The following is a 21,543-nucleotide window of genomic DNA, read 5'->3' as shown; positions in this document are numbered from 1 at the left end:
GAGGGTAGGGCATGCAAGCAAGCGAGCAACCAATTGATCCTGCCGGTCTGCCGGCGCCTCTGCGGTGCTGTGTGGATGGCTTCACCGCGCTGGCCGACGCCGGCGCCACCGAGCAGGAATTCGTGCAGCAGGGCGGCGCGCTGCTGGCCGCGCTGGTGGCGCGCGACGACTGGCTGCCGCCGGAGCAGGCCAGGCCCGATCCCCAGTATTACCGGCAGTACCTGCTGTACCGCGATCCGGCCGCGCGTTTTTCCATCGTCAGCTTCGTGTGGGGGCCGGGGCAGCACACGCCCGTGCACAACCACACGGTGTGGGGTTTGATCGGCATGCTGCGCGGGGCCGAGACGGCGCAGGACTTCGCGTTCGCGGCCGACGGCAGCCTGGCCCCGTGCGGCCCGCCGCAGCGGCTGGCGCCGGGCGCCGTGGCGGCCGTGTCGCCCACGCTGGGCGATATCCACCAGGTGCGCAACGCGCATGACGACCGGGTGTCGATCAGCATCCACGTGTACGGCGCCGACATCGGCGCGGTGGACCGTTCCGTGTTCGCGTTGGATGGCACGGTCAAGCCGTTCCGTTCCGGCTATTCCGTGCCGGCCTGAGGACGCGCGCATGCGTGCCCGCCGCCTGCCAGCCTTGCCGCGTCGCCTGCTGGCGCGGCTGGCCGCCATGGTGTGCGCCGCCGTGGCCGCGCCGGCGCTGGCCGCCACCATCATGTTCCCCCGCCCGCTGCTGGGCGGCGATGCGCGCGACGACTACCCGATCGCGCTGCTGCGGCTGGCGCTGGAAAAATCGGGCACCCCCTACGCGCTGAAACTGTCGCCCATCGTCATGACCCAGGACCGCGTGCTGCTCGAGATCGCCAAGGGCGATGGCGGGGTCGATATCATCGCCACCATGACCAGCCAGGCGCGCGAGAAGAAAATGCTGGCCGTGCGCATCCCCATCGACCGGGGGCTTTATGGCTGGCGGCTGGCGCTGGTGCGCGACGACCGCCAGGAGGTGTTGGCCGACGTGCGCGATCTGGCCGGATTGCGGCGGCTGCGCAGTGGCCAGGGACATGACTGGCCGGACACGGGCATCCTGCGCGGCAATGGCTTGCCGGTGTCGGCCAATTCCAGCTACGAGGCGCTGTTCAGCATGCTGTCGGCCGGCCGCATCGACTATTTCCCCCGCGCCGTGATCGAGATCGGGCCGGAGGCCGCGGCCCATCCGGGACTGGCCATCGACCGCCACATCGTCATGCACTATCCGACGGCGCTCTACTACTTCGTCAACCGCAACAACAAGCAACTGGCCGACGCCGTCAAACGCGGCCTGGAGGCGGCCATCACGGACGGCTCGTTCGAGCGCCTGTTCAACCAGCGTTTCGGCGCCGCCCTGCGCGATGCGCGGCTCGACCAGCGGCGCGTGATCGAGCTGGCCAATCCCTTGCTGCCGGACGGCCTGCCGCAGGAACACCGTGATTTGTGGTTGCTGCCCGGCGCGGCGCAGCACGCGCGACAGGGCGGGCGCCCGCGCCGTTGAGCGCGCGGCGGGTTGGGACCAGTCGGGTCTACGGTCAGACCAGCAGCGCCGCGCTCATGGCGGCCGCGTCGACTTCCGATTCCTCCAGCATGGCCTTGAGCTTGTCCTCGTCGATGAACAAGTCGATGGCCGATTCGGAGTGGGGCGGGATCTCGCGCTGCGGGCCGGCCAGCGGCGACGGCACCGGCGACAGGTGGTTGGCCAGCAGCAGCGTGTCGAGCAGGTTGTCGGGCGGGATGGACAGGAAGCCGTCGCGCAAGCCTTCGATGGCGTCGGCCACCGGCTCGGGGATGCTCAGCTTGTGCATCACTTCGCGCGTGATGATCTCCTCGCTGGCCGGCTGCCAGTTCTCGGGGTCGTCCTCGAGCAGGCCGGGGAACTCGTCGGCCCGCGACAGCAGGTAGAAGCCGCCCACCTCGTGCACGATGGCCGCGAACATCGCCGTGTCGGGATTCACGCCCGTGACCTGGCGCGCGATGATGCGCGCCAGCGCGGCCACGTGGATCGTGTGGTCCCACAGCTGTTCGGCCTTGGCGCGCACGTCGGGATCGGTGATCTTGCTGCCGAACTGGCGCACCACCATGGCGGCGGCCAGCGCGTACAGGTTGTGGTAGCCGATGCGGATGATGGCGCCGCGCACGTTGGTGATGGCCGGCGCGCCGCTGCGGTTGAACATGGCGGAATTGGCGATGGCCACCGTGCGGGCCGCCAGGACGGGCTCGGCCAGCACCAGGTTGATGGCCTTGTCGATCGGACATTCGGGATCGTCCAGCGCCAGTTGCACGCGGAGCGCCGCGTTGACGCTGGTGGGGAACACCAGTTCGCCACGAATGGCCAGGGCAGCGATGTGCCCGAAAGCTTCCAGTTTATTCATGTCGAAATTATACGCACGCTGGCGGGCAATCTCAACGCAAGGATGCGCCGAGGCCGTCCTCTAAAACGGACGACCCCGGCGCGGGGAGCCGCGCAGGCCGTCAGGCGTTCACCAGTTCCGGCTGGCGCGGCGCGTCCTGGCGGCTGTAGCGGCCCACGGACAGGTCGTCGGCCCGGATCGCGGGACGGCGCGAGGAGATGATGTCGGCCAGCAGCTGGGCCGAGCCGCACGACATGGTCCAGCCCAGCGTGCCGTGGCCGGTGTTGACGAACAGGTTGCGCATGCCGGTGCGGCCGACCACGGGCGTGCCGTCCGGCGTCATCGGGCGCAGGCCGGTCCAGAAGGTGGCGGCGGCCGTGTCGCCGGCGCCGGGGAACAGGTCGTTGACGACCATTTCCAGCGTCTCGCGGCGGCGCGGGTTCAGCTTCAGGTTGTAGCCGGCGATCTCGGCCATGCCGCCCACGCGGATGCGGTCGTCGAAGCGGGTCACGGCGATCTTGTAGGTCTCGTCCAGGATGGTCGAGGTGGGCGCGGCGCCGCCGTCGACGATGGGCACGGTGATCGAATAGCCTTTGAGCGGATAGACGGGAATGTCGACCAGGTTCCTCAGCAGCGTGGTCGAGTACGCGCCCAGCGCCACCACGTAGCTGTCGGCCCGCACCGTCTCGGCGCCGCACTGCACGCCCGAGATGGCGCCGCCGGCCACGGTCAGGCCCGTGATGTCGACGTTGTAGCGGAACTTGACGCCCAGCTGCTCGGCCATGGCCGTCAGCCGCGTGGTGAACAATTGGCAGTCGCCCGTCTCGTCGTTGGGCAGGCGCAGGCCGCCCACCAGCTTGTGGCGCGAGGCGGCCAGACCCGGCTCGGCGTGCACCAGCTGGTCGCGGTCGAGCAACTGGAACGGCACGCCCGTTTCCTCCAGCACGCGGATATCCTTGGCCGCGTCGTCGAGCTGCTTCTGGGTGCGGAACAGCTGGGTCGTGCCTTGCTGGCGGCCTTCATACTCGATGCCGGTGGCCGCGCGCAGCGCCTTGAAACAATCGCGGCTGTATTCAGCCAGCCGCACCATGCGCTCCTTGTTCACGGCGTAGCGCTCGGGCGTGCAGTTGCGCAGCATCTGCCACATCCATTGCAGCTGGAATGTGGTGCCGTCGGGCGTGATGGACAGCGGCGCGTGGCGCTGCACCATCCATTTCATCGCCTTCAGCGGGATGCCGGGAGCGGCCCAAGGGGACGCGTAGCCGGGCGAGATCTGCCCGGCGTTAGCGAAACTGGTTTCCAGCGCGGGGCCGGGCTGGCGGTCGAGCACCGTGACATCGTGGCCGGCTTGGGCCAGATAGTAGGCGCTGGTCACGCCGATCACACCGCTGCCGAGAATAACGACTTTCATAAAGCTGTCCCCTGTTTTTTGGATTGCGCCAGATATATTGCTATGGTATTGTCGTTTGACTAGTAATTGTTACTATATAACGATAGATATTTAGTGGATTTTCATGCGTACACAGAAGGAATCGGTCCGCAGCCTGGACAAGCTTGACCGCAAGATATTGCGCATCCTGCAGGACGACGGCCGCATCTCGATGAAGGATCTGAGCGAGCAGGTGGGCCTGTCGATCACGCCGGCCATCGAGCGCGTCAAGCGCATGGAGCGCGACGGTGTGATCACCGGCTACCATGCGCGCATCTCGCCGCCGGCGCTGGGCGCCAAGCTGCTGGTGTTCGTCGAGATCACGCTGAACCAGAAATCGGCCTCCGTGTTCGAGCAGTTCCGGCGCGAAGTGCTGCGCATCCCGGAGGTGCAGGAATGCCATCTGGTGTCGGGCGATTTCGACTACCTGATCAAGGCCCGCATCCACGAAATGGCCGAGTACCGCAAGCTGCTTGGCGAAATGCTGCTGCAACTGCCCGGCGCGGCCCAGTCGAAAAGCTATGTCGTGATGGAGGAGATCAAGGAGACGCTGGTGCTGTCGACGGAAGTGCCCCAATAAGTACTCCAGTAGCTGCTCCAATAACTGTCCGGCGTGCTGATACGTCGGGCGGCGCTTCAGGTAGAATCGCGGCATGGCACCCGTTACCGAATGGAGCAGCCGTGAACAGCACGCATGATGGCGCCCCCGGCGCCGAATCCCATCACGCGCACATCGTCGCCGTGCGCACGCTGGACGAGCATCTGTCGTCCGACCAGAGCTTCAGCTCAGCCTACGCGCGCACGCTGGGCGCACTGGCCGTCGCCGACGGCGCCGTCACGCTGGCGCAATTCGCCGCCGTCACCGAGATCGCCGGCGAGGGCAAAGCCTCCGCCGTCTTCACCGCCCTGGTGCTGAACGCCATCGAGTCGGGCGTCAGCCTGGACTGGGCCTACGCCGCGCTGGGGCGCGCCGCGGCCGGCACGCCGCAGCCGGCGCGCGACGCCGCCTTCTCCATGGCCATCCCCTTGCTGGCGCTGCTCGGCGCCGCCGCCCGTCCGCAGGCGCAGCGGCTGGCCAAGGTGCTGGGCGTCAAACCCACGTTCGAGGAGCTGGACGGCTTGCCGCCCGAGGAGGAGCGCGGCCTGCTGGCCAGCCTGGGCGAGCAGGCGCGCAAGCTGCTCAAGGGGCGCACGCTGGCCGACGCCGTGGCCGACTTCGGCCGCAGCACGGGGCAGCCGGCCCTGATCGGGCATGCGCGCGACTTCCAGGCCGGCGTGATCGGACTGGACGCGCTGCGCGAGCACGTGGGCGCCGCGACGCGCGCCATCAGCCAGGACATCGCCTCCTACATGGACCACGCCGAGTCGATGGCGGCCGGCGAGGCCGGCGCCGACGTCGTGGCCACGGCCGCGCAGGAGTTGCGGCAGCAGGTGGTGCAGCGGCTGACCCTGATCGACGCGCGCATCGCCCATGAACGGGCGCTGCTGCTGGAGGAGATCGACGACGCCGTGCACGACGCCGGCAACGCCATCGAACTGGCCATCGCCGAACGGCTGCACACCGACCAGTGGAAGGACGACGACGTGTGGGACAGCATCGGCCGCAACCAGTTCGGGCAGGAGATGGAGCGGCGGCTGGACCGCGTGGTGCGGCGCAAGGAGCAGGCCTTGCACTTGCTGCAGGAGGATCTGCGGCTGTTCCAGTCGGCCATGCGGCTCAGCCAGTCGACCGTGTTCCAGCGGCAGCACCACTCGGCGCTGGCCCGCTTGATGCCGCGTCTGCGGCTCGGCACGCGCATCGCCAACAGTGTCGACACGGCGGCCAACGTCACCCTGGTCAGCGGCGCGGTGGCGGCGGCCGGCACGGGCACGGCCGCCTATCTGTTCGGCGCGGCCGTGGTGATGCCGGTGCTGGTGCCGGTGGCGCCGTTCGTGGGCGGCGCCGTGCTGCTGGCGGGCGCCGTCAAATGGTTCAGCGACGGCGGCAAGCGCAAGCGCATGGAGATCCGCGACAAGCGCGCCGCGTTCGAGGCGGAATTGCGCAAGCAGTTGCGCGAGGCCGAGCTGTCGTTCAACGCCCAGCTGGACCTGGTGGCGGACGGCTTCCACGAATCGGCGCTGCAGCTGCTCACGCCCACGCTGCTGGAGGCGGAGGCGGCCAGCCGCGTGTCCGGCATGCGGCTGCGCATCGCCGACCGCGCCATCGCCCAGGCCCAGACGGCCATCCACCAGCTCGACGCCGAACTGGCCAAATAGTTTATTTCAAATTGCGGGCGATGATGGCGTCGGCGGCGCTGGCCGCTTGCGCCAGCGGCTGCGCCAGCGCGCGCGTCGCGTACACGGGGGCGGGGGCGGTGGCCGTGCCCAGCATGGCGCCGCTGGTGTCGCTGATGTCGATCACCACCGTCGTCGACAGGCCGACCCGCAGCGGGTGCTGGACCAGCTCTTTCGGATCGAGCGCGATCCGCACCGGCAGCCGCTGCACCACCTTGATCCAGTTGCCGCTGGCGTTCTGCGCCGGCAGCAGGGAGAACGCGCTGCCCGTGCCGGCCGACAGGCCCAGCACCTTGCCGTGGTACGTCACTTTGCCGCCGTACATATCGGCCGTGACCGTGGCCGGCTGGCCGATGCGGATGCCGCGCAGTTCCGACTCCTTGTAGTTGGCGTCCACCCACAGCTGGTCCAGCGGGACGATCGACAGCAGCGGCGTGCCGGCCGCCACATGCGCGCCCACCTGCACGCTGCGCTTGGCCACGTAGCCCGTCACCGGCGCGAGGATGGCGTTGCGGCGGGCGGCCAGCCATGCTTGCGCGTAGTCGGCCTTGGCCGCCTGCACGGCCGGATGCTGGGCCAGCGCCACGCCGGCCACGCCGGCCTGCGCGGCGTCGGCCTGGCGCTCGGCCACGGCCAGCGCGGCGCGCGCGTTGGCCACGGCCTGGCTCGCGTGTTCCACTTCCTCGCCCGACACCGTGTGGTCGGCCGCCAGCGGCTTGCGGCGGGCCAGGTCGGCCTCCGCTTCGCGCAGCAGCAGGCGGCGCTGGGCGATGGTGGCGTCGTACTGGGCCACGTCGGCGTAGCGCTGGCGTTGCTGGCGCACGGTGGCGCCCAGCCGGGCCTCGGCCTGGCTCAGCGCGACGTCGGCGTCGGCCGCGTCCAGCTGGACGATGGGGCTGCCCGCCTGCACCAGCTGGGTGTCGTCGGCGCGGATCTCCTGCACGTTGCCGGCCACCTGCGACGACAGCGTGACGAGGTTGCCGCCCACGTAGGCGTTGTCGGTTCCCTGTTCCTTCGAGGCGACCAGCGCGTAGTAGGCGGCGTAGGCCGCGCCGGCCAGCAGGAAGACGGCGGTGATGGCCAGCAGCACGCGCTGGCGCTGGCGGTCGTTGTTGGTGTTGTCGGTGCTCATGGGCTGTCCTGATGTTCTGGTGGATGCGGTTCAGTGGGTGGTGGCGACGGCGTCGTTGCGGTAGCCGCCGCCCAGCGCCTGGGTCAGGGCCACTTCGGCCTGCGCCTGGGCGTGCGCGAGGACGAGCGCGCTGTCCTGCTGGCGCAGCAGGGCCAGTTGCGCCGTCAGTTCGCTGCGGCGGTCGGCCAGGCCGTGCGCGGCGCGGGCCTGGGCGTTGCGCAGCTGGGCGCTGGCGGCGGCCGTCGCCTCGGTCTGGCGGGCCAGCTGCTGTTCCACGCCCTGCAGCGCCAGGCTGTCCTGCGCCACGTCGCGCACGGCCTGCACCACGGCCTGGTTGTAGGCGGCGATCCTTTCGTCACGCTCGCTGCGGGCGCTGGCCAGTTGGGCACTCAGGCGCGCGCTGTCGAACAGGGGCAGGTTCAGCGTGGGCGCCAGATACAGCGTGCGGCTGGCCGCTTGCAGCAGATGCTGGTACGAGATCGAGTCCAGGCCGATCGCGGCGCTGAGGTTGATGTCGGGGTAGAAGGCGGCTTGCGCGGCTTCCGTCTGGCTCAACGCGGCCTGCACCTGCCAGCGCGCCGCTTGCAGGTCGGGCCGGCGCGCCAGCAGCTCCATGCCCAGGTGCGCGGGCAGGGCGTGCGGGGTGGCCGTCAGCGCGTGCGGCTGGAGGTCGGCCAGCGCGCTGGCGTCGGCGCCCAGCAACGCGCGCAAGGCTTCGCGGGCGGCGCCGGCGTCGGCCTGCCAGCGCGCTTGCTGCTGCCGCAGCTGGGCAAGGTCGGCGGTGGCCGCGTGCGCGCCGTCGCTGGTGGCCAGGCCACGCGCCATGCGTTTGGCCTGATCCTGCACCAGCGCCGTCTGGACCGCGATCTGGCTGTTGACGTTGTCCAGCCGCGCCCACGCGCCCTGCAGGCGGAAGTAGGCTTGCGCGACGGCGGCGGCCAGCGCCTGTTCGGCCTGCGCGTAGCTGGCCCGTTCCGCGTTCAGTTCACCGACGGCGGCGGCGATCTGGGCGCGGTTGCGGCCCCACCAGTCGAAGTGGTAGCGCGCTTCCAGCCGCACGTTCTCCTCGGTGAAGTAGCTGCCGCCGATGGGGGCGGGGAACAGGCCGGTGCCCGAGTAGCGCTGGCGGTTGACGTCCGCATGGCCGTCGAGCTCCACGCCCAGCGCGGCGCTGCTGCTGTCGAGCGCGGCGTGCGCGCTGCCGATGTGGGCGGCCGCCACGGCCAGACCGGGGGCGGAGGCCAGCGCCTGCGTCATCAGCGCGTCGAGCTGGCTGTCGTGGTAGCCGGTCCACCAGCGGGCGGCGGGCCAGCCTTCCTGGGCCAGCCGGATGTCGGCGGCCAGGCTGGCGCCGGCCACGTCGCGCTGGGGCAGCGCGGCGCTGTCGTGCGGGATGTGGGCGCAGCCGGCCAGGGTCAGCGCCAGCAGTACCGGGAGCGCGGACAGCGGCGCCGGCGCGGTGGGGAAGCGGTGGTGTGTAGTCATCGGTCTTGTTGTCATTCCATGGCGGCGTGGTCGGGCGCGGGCGCGGGGGCGGCGGCGGGCGGTTTGGGCGGTGGCCGGACCAGCAGCAGCAAGGGGATCACCAGCAGCGTGAGCACCATCATCAGCCAGAAGTCGTCCACGTAGGCGATCATCGAGGCCTGGCGCGTGATCTCGCCATTGAGCGCGGTGGCCGCCTCCGGCGTGGCCAGGTTGAAGACGGGGCTGTCGAGCAGGGCGGGATTGCCGTACGTGATCTTCTCGGCCAATGTGGCGTGCATGGTCTGGGTGTTGCGCACCAACAGGTTCTGCACCAGCGCGATGCCGATGCTGCTGCCGATGTTGCGCACCAGGCTGTAGATGGCCGTGCCCTCGGCCCGCATTTCCGGCGACAGCGTGGCGAAGGTGGCGGTGCTGAGCGGGACGAACACGAGGCCCAGCCCCAGGCCCTGGATCACGCCCGGCCACACGATGTCGCCGCGCGACAGCACCAGCGTGTAGCCGCTCATCCACCACAGCGAGAACGCGGTGATGGCGAAGCCGGTGCCGAGCAGCAGCCGCAGGTCGAACTTGCCCACCAGCCGGCCCACCACCAGCATGGCGAACATGGTGCCCAGGCCGCTGGGCGCCGTCACCAGACCGGCCATGGCGGCCGGGTAGGCCATCAGTCCTTGCAGCATGGTGGGCGTGAGCGCGCGCGTGGCGTACAGCACCAGGCCGACGATGAAGATGAACAGCAGGCCGCTGGCGTAGTTGGCGTTCTTGAGCAGGCGGTAGTTGAAGAACGATTTGCCGGCCGGGCGCAGCGCCGTGTGGGCGGCGAAATAGGCGAAGCTGAGCGTCATCACGATCGCCTCCACCCAGGTCTCGGTGGCGGCGAACCAGTCGTTCTGTTCGCCCCGGTCCAGCAGCATCTGCAGCGCGCCGATGGCCAGGCTGAGGGTGGCGAAGCCGAAGCCGTCGAACGCCATGCGGCGCGCGGCCGGGCTGGGGCGGATGTATTTCCAGATGCCGTAGAACGCCAGCGCGCCCACCGGCACGTTGATGAAGAACACCCAGCGCCAGTTGTAGCTGTCGGTCAGCCAGCCGCCCAGCGTGGGGCCGAGGATGGGGCCGATCATCACGCCCATGCCCCACACGGCCATGGCCGAGCCGTGCTTCTCGCGCGGGTTGATGTCGAGCAGGACCGCCTGCGACAGCGGCACCAGCGCGGCGCCGAACACGCCCTGCAGCAGGCGCGCCGCGACGATCTGGCCGAGCGAGGCGGACAGCCCGCACAGCACGGAGGCGGCCGTGAACCCGGCCACCGCCGTCAGGAAGATGTTTTTCTGGCCGTAGCGGTCGCACAGCCAGCCGGTCAGCGGGGTGGCGATGGCGGCGGCCACGATGAACGAGGTCAGCACCCAGGTGATCTGGTCCTGCGAGGCCGACAGGCTGCCCTGCATGTGCGGCAGCGCGACGTTGGCGATGGTGCCGTCGAGCGCCTGGATGATGGTGGCCAGCATGATCGACAGCGTGATCATGGGCCGGTTCAGGCCATCGTCCGCAGGGGCGGGCGCGGTGGGGGCGCTGCTCACGGCTGCGCCTCGATGCCCGCTTGCAGCGTCTCCAGCACTTCCGTCGCCAGCCGCAGCGCTGCGGGGTCGATATTGCGCAGCAGGTCAGCGCGCAGCACGTCCGATTCGGCCTTGAGGGCGCGGTAGATGTCCTGGCCGGCCTCCGTCAGGCTCACCAGCTTGACGCGGCGGTCGGTGGGCGAGGGCACGCGCAGCGCGTAGCCGGCCTTCACCAGCCGGTCGATGGTGGACACCATGGTGGGGTCTTCCACCCCGACCAGCGCGGCCAGCCGGGTTTGCGACAGCGGCGTGGCGGCCTTGGCCACGATGGCGATGGCCATCCAGCTGGCCTGGCTGATGCCGAGGTGCTTGAGGCGGCGGTCCACCGCCAGGCGCCAGCCGCGCGCGGACGTGTGCAGGGCGGCGGAGAAGCGGTCTTCGATAGAGGACAAAAGGTTTGCTCACAAATGGTTAGATGTCGAACGATTAGCATAGCAGTGTTTTTTCTGACCGACAAGTTCACAACGGTGCTTGGGGCGGGCGGTAATCGGTGTTAGGCTGCCGCGTATGAAGCAACTTATTAGCAGTTGGTTAATGCATGCAAGGCATAACGCAACGGAGGGCCGCATGATCGAACGTCAAGCCGCTTGCCTGCTGGTCCTGGCCGCGCTGGCGGCGCCGGTCCGCGCCGATGACTTTCAGCCGGTGACGCCGTACCGGCCCTCCGTGTCCAGCCCGGCCCAGCTGCCGTATCCGGGCCAGCTGGAGCTGGAGCTGGGCGGCCTGGCCATCAAGGCCGATGGCGAACATCGCAACAGCCTGCCGTACACGTTCAAGCTGGCGTTCAGCGACAACTGGGGCGTGGAGCTGGGCGGCGAAGCGTGGGTGTCGGCGCCGGACGATGGCGGCGGGCGCACCCATGGCGTGGGCGACACCGTTTTCGTCCTCAAGCGCGCGTTCCTGGTCGACAGCGCCACCGCGTTCGGCCTGGAACTGGGCGCCAAAGCCCCCACGGCCCGGGACAGCATCGGCAGCGGCCGCGCCGATTACACCGTCAACGGCATCTACAGCCACGATTTCGACCGGGTGCACATGGATGCCAACGTCAACCTGACCCGGCTCGGTGTGTGGGAGGCGGGCAGCGGCCGCACGCAGACCGGGCTGTCGGCCTCGTTCTCGGTGCCGGTGTCCGACCGCTGGGGCCTGACGGGCGAGTTGTCGGGCACCCGCCGCGGCGGGGCCGACCGCACGGCGCAGCTGCTGGTGGCCGCCGCCTACAGTCCCAGCAAATACATGACACTGGACGCCGGCATGGCCAAGGGCCTGAACCGGGCCTCGGCCGACTGGTCGCTGTTCGGGGGCGTGGTGTTGCCGCTGGCGCGCTGGTGGTGATATGTTCGTTCGCGTACGGTGCGGCCCCTGTCCGGCGGTTAAAATAAGATTCCCGCCGGCATCTCGCGGCGTTTTATTATTTTTATAACAACGGGAAAGACCTTAATGAAACCTCTGATTCTTGCCGCCGGTTTGCTGGCCCTGAGCTCCACCGCGATGGCGACCGATGTGGGTGTGTCGATCAGCGTGGGCGAGCCTGGTTTTTACGGCCGCATCGACCTTGGCAATTATCCGCAGCCGCAAGTGCTGTACCGCGAACCAGTGATCGTGCAGCGTCCGCCGCGTTACGTGGAGGCGCCGCCCATCTACCTGCGCGTGCCGCCCGGCCATGCCAAGCACTGGGACAAGCACTGCCGCGAATACAACGCCTGCGGCCAGCGCGTGCTGTTCGTGGACGACAACTGGTATCAGCGTGAATACGCGCCGCGCTACCGCGCCGAGCATGGCGACCGTGGCCGCGAATATCGCGATGACCGCCGCGACGACCGCCGCGACGACGATCGCGGCCCCGGCCGTGGCAAAGGCCACGGAAACGGCAATGGCCACGGCCACGGTCACGGCCACGACGACTGATCGCGGGCCGGCACGGCGTCGCGCTGGCGGGGTTCCCTGACAGGAGGCGCAATGCAAAGCAATATCGTCATCGTCGGCGGCGGCGCCGGCGGGCTGGAACTGGCTTGCCGGCTGGGCCGCAAGCTGGGGCCGGCCCGCGTGACGCTGGTCGACAGCCAGCTCTACCACGTCTGGAAACCATCGCTGCACGAGGTGGCGGCCGGCACCCTCGATATCCACCAGGAGGGCCTGTCGTACCAGATGCTGGCCCACGACTGCGGCTTCACCTATGTCTACGGTGCGCTGGCGGGGCTGGACGCGGACGCGCGCCGCCTGACCGTGGACGCCATCCGCGACGCCGGCGGCGAACTGGTGCTGCCTGAGCGGCACATCGACTACCTGACCCTGGTGCTGGCCGTGGGCAGCGTGTCCCATTATTTCGGCGTGCCCGGCGCGGCCGAACATGCCATTTCCCTCAACGGGGTGCAGGACGCGGAACGCTTCCGCCTCACCATGCTCAAGCTGTTGACCCGGACGGAAGCCCGCACGGAAGGCCAGCGCGGCGTTGACATCGTCATCGTCGGCGGCGGCGCCACCGGCGTGGAGCTGGCGGCCGAACTGCGCGAGGCGAGCGGCGTCTACGCGGCCTATGGCTTGGGCCGGCTCAACCCGCGCCGCGACGTGCGCATCACCGTGCTGGAGGGCGCGCCGCGCATCCTGGCGCCGCTGCCGCAACGGGTGGCCGACGCCGCGCTCGCGCTGCTCGGACAGCGCGCCATCACCGTGGCCACGGCCACCCACGTGACCGAGGTGGGCGCCGATTTCGTGCAGGCCGGCGACGTGCGCTACCGGGCCGACCTGTGCGTGTGGGCGGCCGGCATCGCGGCGCCGCCCTTGCTGGCGCGGCTCGGTCTGGCCACCGCCAAGGGCGGGCAGATCGTGGTCGACGCCACGCTGGCCGTGCCCGGCCATCCCGATATCTATGCGCTCGGCGACTGCGCCGCCTGTCCGGGCGCCGACGGCAAACCGCTGCCCGCGCGCGCGCAGGTGGCGCACCAGCAGGCGTCCTACCTGGCGCGCGTGCTGCTAAGCCGGGAGCGCGACAGCGCGGCGGCCGGGCCGCACACGCCACCGGCCGCGCCCTATGTCTACCACGACCATGGCGCGCTGGTGTCGTTCGGCCAACGCACCTCGGTCGGGACGCTGATGGGCGCCCTGCGCGGCGCGCACTGGTTCGTGGAGGGCACGCTGGCGCGCCTCATGTACGCGAGCCTGCACCTGATGCATCACCGCGCATTGTTGGGGACGGTGCGCACGGGCGTGCTGGCGCTGGCGCGCTTCCTCGTGCGGCGCAGCCGGCCGCTGGTCAAGCTGCACTGAAGGGTTTGGGCAGCACCAGCGTCAGTTGCACGCCGCGCGCGCCGTTGGCGGCCACCGTCAACCGGCCGCCCAGGTGGGCCGCCCGTTCGCGCGCCATGCGCAGGCCGTATTTGCCATGGGTGGGCAGGGCCTCGCCGGCCGGCAGGCCGACGCCGTTGTCGCGCACCGTCAACACCAGCTGATCCTCGTTGTCGTCCACGATCACGTCGACGGTCGTGGCGCCGGCGTGGGCGGCCACGTTGTCGAGCGCCTCCTCCAGCGCGCCCAGCAGCACCACGCTGTGGCTGCGCGGGCATTCCAGTTCGTCGTCGGGCAGGCTGCACTGGACGGCCAGCTGGTGGTTGGCGCTGAACTGCGCCACCTGCTCGGCCAGCGCCACGCGCACGCCAAGGAACTCCAGCTTGTCGTTCCACAGCCGGTGCTGCATCTCCCGGTTGGTCTCCACGATCTGGTGCAGCAACTGCTTCATGTGCGCGGCCCGTTCCTGCAGGGCCGGCTCCTGCGGCATCTTCTGCATCAACAGGCCCAGGTGCATGGTGAGGGCCGTCAGCGACGATCCGAGGCTGTCGTGCAGCTGGCGCGACAGCGAGCGCCGTTCATCATCCCAGCAGGAATGCACGTGGCCGAGCAGTTCGCTCAGTTCCGCGCTGCGTTGCGCCTCTGGCGCGGCCGGATCGGTGGTGGTGGAAGCCTGGACGGGCATGGCGTACTCGGTGGTTGGTGGAACATCGGTTTGTGGCGATCATACCTGAGGTTGGAAATAGTTGGCGCACTGCGAACACGACAGTAAGGAGGCCCGCCGTCGCGCCGGTTCAATCGACCGCCTGGCCCATGCAAAGCCCTATCACCTGCAGCAGGTGCTCGACGTCCACCGGCTTGACCAGGTGGCGGTCGAAGCCGGCTTCGAACACGCGCTGGCGGTCCTCGGCCTGGCCGTAGCCGGTCAGGGCCACCAGTTTGATGTCGCGCGTGGCCGGGTCGGCCCGCAGCCGGCGCGCCACCTCGTAGCCGTCCATGGCCGGCAGGCCGATGTCGATCAGGGCCAGGTCGGGCCGGCAGCGGCTGGCCAGCTGCAAGCCCTGGCCGCCCTCGGCCGCCTGCTGCACGGCATAGCCGTAGCAGCTGAGCATCATGGCCATCATCTCGCGGCCATCGTCGTTGTCCTCGATCAGCAGCACGGTCGGCTTGTCGGCCACCGGCTGGCCGACCGGCGCCGGCGCGGCGGGCGTGCCGTGCGCCACGCGCGGCAGGCGCAGGGTGAAGGTGCTGCCGGCGCCGTCGCCACCGCTGTCGGCGCGCACGTGGCCGCCGTGCAGCTCGGCCAGACGGCGCACCAGCGACAGGCCGATGCCCAGTCCGCCCTGGGCCCGGTCCAGCGTGCTGGCGCCCTGCACGAACACGTCGAACACCTGCGGCAGCAGGTCGGGCGCGATGCCGACGCCGGAATCGTGCACGGTCAGCACGGCCTCGTCCTCGTCGGCGCCGGTGCAGACTTCGATGCGGCCGCCGGGCGGGGTGTACTTGAGGGCGTTGTCGAGCAGGTTGCTGACGATCTGTTCGAGCCGGGTGGTGTCGCCGTCGACCCAGACCGGCGCCAGTTGCTGGTGCAGCGTGTAGCCGGCGCCGCGGCCGGTGGCGCGGCACGTCTCCAGGCACGACGCCACCAGCGCCGCCAGGTCCAGCGGCGCGCGGTTGAGCAGGATCTTGCCCGACATGGCGCGCGACAGGTCGAGCAAGTCGTCGACGATGCGGCCCAGGTGCTGGCTCTGGCGCTGGATGATCTGGCGCGCCCGGGCCGCGCCCTCGGGCGACACCCCGGGCAGGCCGATCAGCGTGGCGGCGCTGCTGATGGCGCTCAGCGGATTGCGCAGTTCGTGGCCGAGCATGGCCAGGAATTCGTCCTTGGCGTGGTTCTGCCGTTCGGCCGACTTGCGCTCCTCGATCTCGCGGGTGAGCCGGCGGTTGGTGCCGGTGAGGGCCGTGGTGCGCTGGCTGAGCTGGCGGGCCTGCAGCCTGAGCTCCTCGTTCTTGGTGGCCAGCGCCACGAACACGCTGATCTTGGCGCGCAACACTTGCGGGATGACAGGCGTGAACAGGAAATCGACGGCCCCGCGCTGGTAGGCCTTGAGCCGGTCCAGCTCGTCGGCCAGGAAGGCGGTGATGAAGATGATGGGGATGTCGGCGGAGCGGGCGCGCTGGTGGATGGCCTCGGCCGTCTCGAAGCCGTCCATGCCGGGCATGTTGACGTCGAGCAGGATCACGGCGAAATCGTGCTTGAGCACCTGGCGCAGCGCGTCCTGGCCCGAGCCGGCCGGCAGCACGTCGTAGCCTTCGTCGTCGGCCCATTGCGCCAGCAGGCTGGTGAGTGCGAACAGGCTGGCGGCGTCGTCGTTCACGACCAGGATCTTCGGTTTCTGTAGTGTGGGCACGGGGTCAGGCCTGTCGGTCGGTGCGCTGCGCGGGGCGGCGGGCAGGGCAGCCGCACCGGGGAGGGCTGTCTTGAGGCCGTCAGAAAAGTGCTCAACGATCATAGCAATAGCGTTTAGGAATGTCAAAACCGTAGCACTATCGTACGCGAGGGAGGGCCGAAGGCACTGTTCGCTGCCGCACAGACGCGCGCTGGCCGCGCCGCCACAGTGGAAGCTGTAGCCGGCGCAGCACCGCGCCGCCGCAACCGTGAAGGAGTCGCATCATGAACCTGAAGTCCCTGATCAACGAGGATTACGCGGAGTTGGGCATGCGGGCGCTGGCCGAGGCGCCCGTCACGGCGCTGCGCAGCATGAGCGCCCAGGGCGCCGACGCGCTGGCGCAGGCGTTCGGCGTGCACACCGTGCGCGACCTGGCGCGCCTCGATTGCGTCAAATGGTCGACCGTCATCACGGCGCTGGCCGACGAGGAGCCGCCCACGCCGGTGGAGCAGGCCCGCGAGACGCTGATCGACGAGGCGGTGGAGATGACCTTCCCCGCCAGCGACCCGCTGTCCGTCGACGCCGGCGTGACCCGCATCGAGGTGGCGCCGGAGGTGGTGGGCGGGCATGAGGACCACCAGCACGCGGCGCAGGTGGAGGAAAGCACGGCCCATGGCTTGCGGCATGAGGGCGGCAAGGGCGGCAGCCCGCCGCGCACGCCGGCCCGCGGTCATTAGCGGTGCGGGCGGCCCGGGCCGCCGTTGCAAGGGAGGAGTGGCTCAGGCGGGCGTGGAAAGCATGCTGTGTTGCGCGGGCGCGGCGGGCAGCGGCGCGGCCAGCGCGGCGGCGCAACAGCGGTTCTTGCCGGAGCGCTTGGCCTGGTACAGGGCGCTGTCGGCCACGCCGATCAGCGTTTCCACCGTGTCCGCGTCGTCCGGGAACAGGCTGATGCCGATGCTGGTGGACAGCTTGAGCGTGAGGCCGTTGATCACATACGGCTCCGACACGGCTTCGATCAGCTTGGCGGCCGGCTCCTGGGCGTCGTGCAGGGTGGCGACATCGCCGAGCACGATCACGAACTCGTCGCCGCCCACGCGGGCCACCGTGTCCTCCTTGCGCGAACAGCCGGTGAGGCGGCGCGCCACCATCTTCAGCACCTCGTCGCCGTAGGCGTGGCCGTAGGTGTCGTTGATGCCCTTGAAGCCATCGAGGTCCAGATACATGACGGCCGCCTTGCTATGCTGGCGCATCGCATGCTGCAGCACGGTGGCGATGCGGTCCTCCAGCAGGCGGCGGTTGGGCAGGCCCGTGAGCGGGTCGTGCAGCGCCAGTTCCTGCTGTTGTTTGCTGTATTGGGCCAGTTCCTTGTACAGCAGGCGCACCTCGAGCATGTTGTGGATGCGCTTGTGCACTTCGAGCAGGTCGAACGGCTTGCTGATGAAGTCGCGCGCGCCCGCCTCCAGGGCCGCGATCTTGAAGCTGGGCTGGGCCGTCAGGGCCAGCACGGGCAGGTAGCCGCCCCGTTCCATTTCCTTCAAGCCCTTCATGACCTGGAAACCGTTCATGCCCGGCATCTGCAGGTCGAGCAGGATCAGGTCGTAGCAATGCTGGCGGTGCAGCGGGCATACCTGCTCCGGGAGCATGGTGGACGTCACGTCCAGGTAGCCGGCGTCGCGCAGGATTTCCAGCATGAGGTCGATGTTGTCGGCGCAGTCATCCACCACCAGAATCTTGGCGTTCAGGATTTCATCTCGGCTCGGCATAGTGTTCTCTGTCATTGCACACGCACCGGCACACCGCCAGTGGCGTAATAAATAGATAATAGCGCGCCCGGTGGGGACATGGCGCACGCGAGAGCAATTATTTCCACATGGAAATTATTGTACCGCGTTTTAATCCTTTTTAAAGTGTAGCAAACGCACAGAAAGTTGCTGTAGGACAGTGCCGCATGCGCGGGTAGGAATCGACTGTTGCTGAGTGGTAAGCTGATCAGGCAAGGGGGGCGGCGTGGGCCAACGGCAGGCGCACCGTGAAGCAGGCGCCCTGGCCCTCGCCCGCGCTGGCCGCGCCGACGGTGCCGCCGTGCTGTTCCACCAGGTGCTTGACGATCGCCAGCCCCAGGCCGAGCCCGCCGTGCCGGCGCGTGGTCGAGGAATCGCCCTGGCGGAAGCGTTCGAACACGTGGGCCAGGAATTCGGCCCGGATGCCCAGGCCGTTGTCGCTGACGGCGATTTCCAGCTGGCCGTCGGCCTGGCCCACGCGCACGGTCACGGTGCCGTCGCGCTCGGTGAACTTGAGGGCGTTGCTGAGCAGGTTCCAGATGATCTGCTGCAAGCGGCTGGGATCGGCCGCCACCAGGCCTGCCTGCGGCTGGAATCGGCGTTCGATGCGGATCTGGCGCGCGTCGGCGGCCGGCTGCACCGCGTCGATGGCGGTCTCGACGATCGTCTGCGGGGCCAGCACCTGCACCTCCAGCCGCACCTTGCCGGAGGTGATGCGGCTCATGTCGAGCAGGTCCTCGATCAGCTGGGCCTGGCTGCGGGCGTTGCGCTCGATGGTCTGCAGGCCGCGCTGCACGTCGGCCAGGTCGCGGTTGCCCCGGCGCAGCACCTGGGCCCAGCCGAGGATGGCCGTGAGCGGGGTGCGCAGTTCGTGCGACAGGGTGGCCAGGAATTCATCCTTGAGGCGGCTGGTGCGCTCGGCCTCGGCGCGCGCGCAGCGTTCGCTGTCGAGCAGGGCCTTGCGTTCCTCGGCCGCGTGCTGGGCCGCCGCGTACAGGCGCGCGTTGTCGATCGCGACGGCGGCCTGGGCCGCGATGCCGCCGATGATGCGCTCCGTGCGCTCGCTGAACATGTCCGGCTCCGGGTGGCCGAAATACAGGCTGCCCACCACGGCGCCCGAGCGCGACACGACCGGCACGGCCAGGTAGCTGCGGATCACCGGCAGGGCGGTGGCCTCCTCGCGCACGGCCTCGGCGTGGCGCGGGTCGCGCAGGAGGTCGTTGCTGCGCACCGTGCCCTCGCCGCGCAGGCCGACGCCGAACAGGGCGCCGGCGCGCGGCCGGCCGAAGCTGGGGAACAGTTCGGCCGCGCTGCCCGACAGCGCGTGCAGCATCCGGGGCGCGCCCTCGGCGTCGCCGCTGTGGTAATAGAAGGCGCCGAAGCGGGCGCCGCTGATGCGGGTGGCCGCGTCCGTCACCTCCTGCAGCAGCGGCGCCAGGTCGCGGGTGGAGGCCAGCGCGTTGCCCGTGCTGTTGAGCAACTCGAGCACGGCCGTCTCGTCGCGCAGCGCCTCCTGGGCGCGCTTGACCTGGTCCACGTCGGTGCTGGTGCCGAACCAGCGCAGCGCGTGGCCGCCGCCGTCGCGCACCGGGTTGGCGCGCGTGAGGAACCAGCGGTATTGGCCATCGGCGCCACGGATCGGCACTTCCATCTCGAACGGCTGGCCGCTGGCCAGCGAGGCGTGCCAGCGCGCCATCAACTGCGGCAGGCAGTCGGGCGCATAGACGGCGGGCCAGCCGGATCCGCTCATCTGGTCGGGCGCCGTGCCCGTGTAGGCGTACCAGCGCTCGTTGCACCAGATCATGTTGCCGTCGCGCCCCGCGATCCAGGCCAGTTGCGGCATGGCGTTGGCCAGCGCCCGCATCTCGTCCTCGCCCAGGCGCAAGCGTTCGCGCAGCGCCTGCTCGTTGCGCAGCAAGGCGGTGTTGCGCTCCTCGGCCAGGCGCAGCGAGGCGCGCAGCGCGGCGATTTCGGTCTCGTGGTCGTCGGCAGCGGCGGACTGGACAGTTTTTGCCGGGGCGTAGCGAAGGCCGCCTGTCGGCTCGGTCGAAAAAGTCATGGATGGGTCTTGGCCCTTGTGAATCGCTGCAACGGCTGCTTGGCCAACGGGGCAAGACGCGCGGTGTGCATGTGTCGATGACAATATTGTAGCGGGCGCGGGGCGGTGTGGCCCACACGATAGCCGCGTCGTGCTGTCGGACTAGGCCGCAGCATCGTGTAGGCGGCGGCCGATCGTGGCCAGGGCGTGCTGCAATTGTTCCAGTTCGTAGGGCTTTTGCAGGGTGGTGACGGGCCAGGGCAGGTGGCGCGTGAGCGCGTCGCCGTAGCCGGACACGAACAGCAGTTGCAGCCCCGGATGGCGGGCCAGCGCCTGCCGGGCCAGATCCACGCCGGACATGCCGGGCAGGCTCACGTCGCTGAACAGGACATCGGCCGGGCCCTGTTCCAGCGCCGGTAAGGCGGCCTCGCCGCTGGCGACGTCCCGCACCTCGTGGCCCAGCGCGCGCAGCGTCTCGCAGGCCAGGTAGCGCGCGTCGGCGTTGTCCTCCACCACCAGGATGCGCAGCGGCGGCGCCGACGGCGCGGCCGCGGCGGCCGGCGTGAGCGTGCACAGGATGCCGGCCACGGCGCCGCCGGCGTCGCGCACCGGCGTGTAATACAGGTCGCAGGGCAGTTGCGCGGGCGCGCCGTTGCGCCAGACCGCCAGCGGCTGGCCCCGGTAGCTGGCGCTGTGGCCGGACCACGCATGGTCGATGGCGGCGCCGCTCCAGCTCCAGGCGGACGGCAGCACGGGCGGCACGTTGCCGCCGGGCGCCTGCAGGCTGGCGGTGCCGTTCAGACCGGCGTAGGCGTCGTTGCAGACCATGATGTGCTCGCGGCTCCACAGCAGCAGCATGGGCGTGGGGCAGTTGAGCACGATGTCGATCACCAGGCGCAATTCCGCCGGCCAGCGCGCGGGCTCGCCCAGACGGGTGCGGGACCAGTCCGGGGCAGGGGGCGCGACACGGTCGGGCAGCTTCATGCGGGCGGCGGGTGGGTGGCGGGGATGGTCCATCGTACACCAATTGGCGGCCCGGACCTATGGACAAAAAAAAGCCCGCTGCGGGAGCGGGCTGAATCTAAATCCTTGGAGGAGATAGAGGAGACAGGTGAATGATGCCCGAACGCAGTTATAGTTGCCAATTTAGAGTTGTGATGCATGGCATCACCAACGTGAATAAGGCGGGCCGGCCGGGAAAAATCGCCGGCGCCGGCATTTGTTGGCAAATGGTGCTGGACAAGGACGATGAAGCTCCCTATAATCTTGCTTCTTTCGGACGGCAAGCCTTCTGAAAGAGGCAATAAACGCGGTTTTCAGGTTATTGCAGAGTAGTTGATTCGGTGGTTGTATCGCCAGGCCAACTAAGCGATTGAAAATATCGCACTTTGCAAAATTTAATTAATGCGTTACAATGTTGCTTAAGCGGCTGTAGCTCAGCTGGATAGAGTACTTGGCTACGAACCAAGGGGTCGTGGGTTCGATTCCTGCCAGCCGCACCAGAATATCGGGATCAGATCGTCGGGTCTGATTGAAGTTTAAGTAGTACCGGGGTTCGCCCCACAGGGAGCGCGTCGCCATCGTATGACGTTGCATGAAGTAGCGTGTGGTATTTCCTCAAGGAATGCCGCCCGGCACGGAAAACCTGTTATAATGTTGTTTTCGCGGCTGTAGCTCAGCTGGATAGAGTACTTGGCTACGAACCAAGGGGTCGTGGGTTCGATTCCTGCCAGCCGCACCAG

20 protein-coding genes and 2 tRNA genes are annotated in these 21,543 nt (G+C 69.1%); 11 read left to right on the top strand and 11 right to left on the bottom strand.

Going from position 1 to position 21,543, the window contains the following annotated elements:
• The first annotated feature begins 11 nt into the window (after nt 1-11).
• Both AC1RQG_RS24700 and AC1RQG_RS24695 read left to right on the top strand, forming a co-directional pair.
• Nucleotides 12-599, top strand: a complete 588-nt coding sequence (locus AC1RQG_RS24700) for a cysteine dioxygenase family protein (protein ID WP_493135533.1) — start codon at nt 12-14, stop codon at nt 597-599.
• Between the two features lie 10 nt (nt 600-609).
• Nucleotides 610-1,524, top strand: coding sequence for a substrate-binding periplasmic protein (locus tag AC1RQG_RS24695; RefSeq protein WP_493135531.1), 915 nt, complete (start codon nt 610-612; stop codon nt 1,522-1,524).
• A gap of 34 nt (nt 1,525-1,558) precedes the next feature.
• Here the strand turns inward: AC1RQG_RS24695 and AC1RQG_RS24690 are convergent, their stop codons facing one another.
• Both AC1RQG_RS24690 and AC1RQG_RS24685 read right to left on the bottom strand, forming a co-directional pair.
• Entirely contained in the window at nt 1,559-2,398 is an 840-nt protein-coding gene (locus tag AC1RQG_RS24690; protein WP_493135529.1) for an HDOD domain-containing protein, read from the bottom strand.
• A gap of 100 nt (nt 2,399-2,498) precedes the next feature.
• Nucleotides 2,499-3,788: a D-amino acid dehydrogenase gene (locus tag AC1RQG_RS24685; protein ID WP_493135527.1), complete on the bottom strand. Its 1,290-nt coding sequence runs from the start codon at nt 3,786-3,788 to the stop codon at nt 2,499-2,501.
• Nucleotides 3,789-3,891: 103 nt separating this feature from the next.
• On the opposite strand from AC1RQG_RS24685, the gene AC1RQG_RS24680 reads away from it, so the two are divergent.
• Nucleotides 3,892-4,386 (top strand): Lrp/AsnC ligand binding domain-containing protein, encoded by a 495-nt coding sequence (locus AC1RQG_RS24680; protein ID WP_182157284.1) that lies wholly within the window; start codon nt 3,892-3,894, stop codon nt 4,384-4,386.
• Nucleotides 4,387-4,487: 101 nt separating this feature from the next.
• Nucleotides 4,488-6,062, top strand: coding sequence for a hypothetical protein (locus AC1RQG_RS24675; RefSeq protein ID WP_493135526.1), 1,575 nt, complete (start codon nt 4,488-4,490; stop codon nt 6,060-6,062).
• A 1-nt stretch (nt 6,063) separates the two neighbouring features.
• Here the strand turns inward: AC1RQG_RS24675 and AC1RQG_RS24670 are convergent, their stop codons facing one another.
• Genes AC1RQG_RS24670 through AC1RQG_RS24655 form a run of 4 tightly spaced genes read right to left on the bottom strand, consistent with a single transcriptional unit; the run spans nt 6,064 to nt 10,702 of the window.
• Nucleotides 6,064-7,212 (bottom strand): HlyD family secretion protein, encoded by a 1,149-nt coding sequence (locus AC1RQG_RS24670; protein WP_493135525.1) that lies wholly within the window; start codon nt 7,210-7,212, stop codon nt 6,064-6,066.
• 30 nt (nt 7,213-7,242) lie between these two features.
• The gene (locus tag AC1RQG_RS24665) at nt 7,243-8,697 is read right to left on the bottom strand and encodes an efflux transporter outer membrane subunit (RefSeq protein ID WP_493135523.1); all 1,455 of its coding nucleotides are present in this window, start codon (nt 8,695-8,697) and stop codon (nt 7,243-7,245) included.
• A gap of 11 nt (nt 8,698-8,708) precedes the next feature.
• Complete coding sequence (locus tag AC1RQG_RS24660; RefSeq protein WP_493135601.1) at nt 8,709-10,217, bottom strand: MDR family MFS transporter; 1,509 nt, start codon at nt 10,215-10,217, stop codon at nt 8,709-8,711.
• Nucleotides 10,218-10,267: 50 nt separating this feature from the next.
• On the bottom strand, nt 10,268-10,702 hold the full coding sequence (locus AC1RQG_RS24655) for a MarR family winged helix-turn-helix transcriptional regulator (protein ID WP_493135522.1): 435 nt from the start codon (nt 10,700-10,702) through the stop codon (nt 10,268-10,270).
• A gap of 175 nt (nt 10,703-10,877) precedes the next feature.
• Here AC1RQG_RS24655 and AC1RQG_RS24650 point away from each other — a divergent pair, with 175 nt between their 5' ends.
• From AC1RQG_RS24650 to AC1RQG_RS24640, 3 genes are all read left to right on the top strand, one after another.
• Nucleotides 10,878-11,642, top strand: a complete 765-nt coding sequence (locus tag AC1RQG_RS24650; protein ID WP_493135521.1) for a transporter — start codon at nt 10,878-10,880, stop codon at nt 11,640-11,642.
• A 105-nt stretch (nt 11,643-11,747) separates the two neighbouring features.
• Nucleotides 11,748-12,215, top strand: coding sequence for a hypothetical protein (locus AC1RQG_RS24645; RefSeq protein WP_493135519.1), 468 nt, complete (start codon nt 11,748-11,750; stop codon nt 12,213-12,215).
• 51 nt (nt 12,216-12,266) lie between these two features.
• The gene (locus tag AC1RQG_RS24640; protein WP_493135518.1) at nt 12,267-13,574 is read left to right on the top strand and encodes an NAD(P)/FAD-dependent oxidoreductase; all 1,308 of its coding nucleotides are present in this window, start codon (nt 12,267-12,269) and stop codon (nt 13,572-13,574) included.
• On the opposite strand, the gene AC1RQG_RS24635 is transcribed toward AC1RQG_RS24640, so the two are convergent.
• Both AC1RQG_RS24635 and AC1RQG_RS24630 read right to left on the bottom strand, forming a co-directional pair.
• Nucleotides 13,561-14,277, bottom strand: coding sequence for a sensor histidine kinase (locus AC1RQG_RS24635; RefSeq protein ID WP_493135516.1), 717 nt, complete (start codon nt 14,275-14,277; stop codon nt 13,561-13,563). The two genes, AC1RQG_RS24640 and AC1RQG_RS24635, sit on opposite strands and share 14 nt — an antisense overlap.
• 109 nt (nt 14,278-14,386) lie before the next feature.
• Entirely contained in the window at nt 14,387-16,003 is a 1,617-nt protein-coding gene (locus AC1RQG_RS24630) for a response regulator (RefSeq protein ID WP_493135515.1), read from the bottom strand.
• A gap of 263 nt (nt 16,004-16,266) precedes the next feature.
• Here AC1RQG_RS24630 and AC1RQG_RS24625 point away from each other — a divergent pair, with 263 nt between their 5' ends.
• Nucleotides 16,267-16,719, top strand: a complete 453-nt coding sequence (locus tag AC1RQG_RS24625) for a hypothetical protein (protein WP_493135514.1) — start codon at nt 16,267-16,269, stop codon at nt 16,717-16,719.
• 42 nt (nt 16,720-16,761) lie between these two features.
• On the opposite strand, the gene AC1RQG_RS24620 is transcribed toward AC1RQG_RS24625, so the two are convergent.
• From AC1RQG_RS24620 to AC1RQG_RS24610, 3 genes are all read right to left on the bottom strand, one after another.
• Nucleotides 16,762-17,745: a diguanylate cyclase domain-containing protein gene (locus AC1RQG_RS24620; RefSeq protein WP_493135512.1), complete on the bottom strand. Its 984-nt coding sequence runs from the start codon at nt 17,743-17,745 to the stop codon at nt 16,762-16,764.
• A 226-nt stretch (nt 17,746-17,971) separates the two neighbouring features.
• Entirely contained in the window at nt 17,972-19,822 is a 1,851-nt protein-coding gene (locus AC1RQG_RS24615) for a PAS domain-containing sensor histidine kinase (protein ID WP_493135510.1), read from the bottom strand.
• Nucleotides 19,823-19,963: 141 nt separating this feature from the next.
• Nucleotides 19,964-20,818, bottom strand: a complete 855-nt coding sequence (locus AC1RQG_RS24610) for a response regulator (RefSeq protein ID WP_493135508.1) — start codon at nt 20,816-20,818, stop codon at nt 19,964-19,966.
• Nucleotides 20,819-20,916: 98 nt separating this feature from the next.
• Here AC1RQG_RS24610 and AC1RQG_RS24605 point away from each other — a divergent pair, with 98 nt between their 5' ends.
• From AC1RQG_RS24605 to AC1RQG_RS24595, 3 genes are all read left to right on the top strand, one after another.
• A complete protein-coding gene (locus AC1RQG_RS24605) occupies nt 20,917-21,096 on the top strand; it encodes a hypothetical protein (RefSeq protein WP_493135506.1) in 180 nt (59 codons plus the stop codon).
• Nucleotides 21,097-21,226: 130 nt separating this feature from the next.
• Nucleotides 21,227-21,303: transfer RNA gene (locus AC1RQG_RS24600), tRNA-Arg, on the top strand.
• A gap of 162 nt (nt 21,304-21,465) precedes the next feature.
• Nucleotides 21,466-21,542: transfer RNA gene (locus AC1RQG_RS24595), tRNA-Arg, on the top strand.
• The last annotated feature ends 1 nt before the right edge of the window (nt 21,543 follow it).

It is taken from the genome of Rugamonas sp. GW822-FHT03B10, from assembly GCF_058801745.1.
The sequence above is the reverse complement of the archived record's forward strand: the minus strand, read 5'-3'. Positions and strand labels throughout refer to the sequence as shown.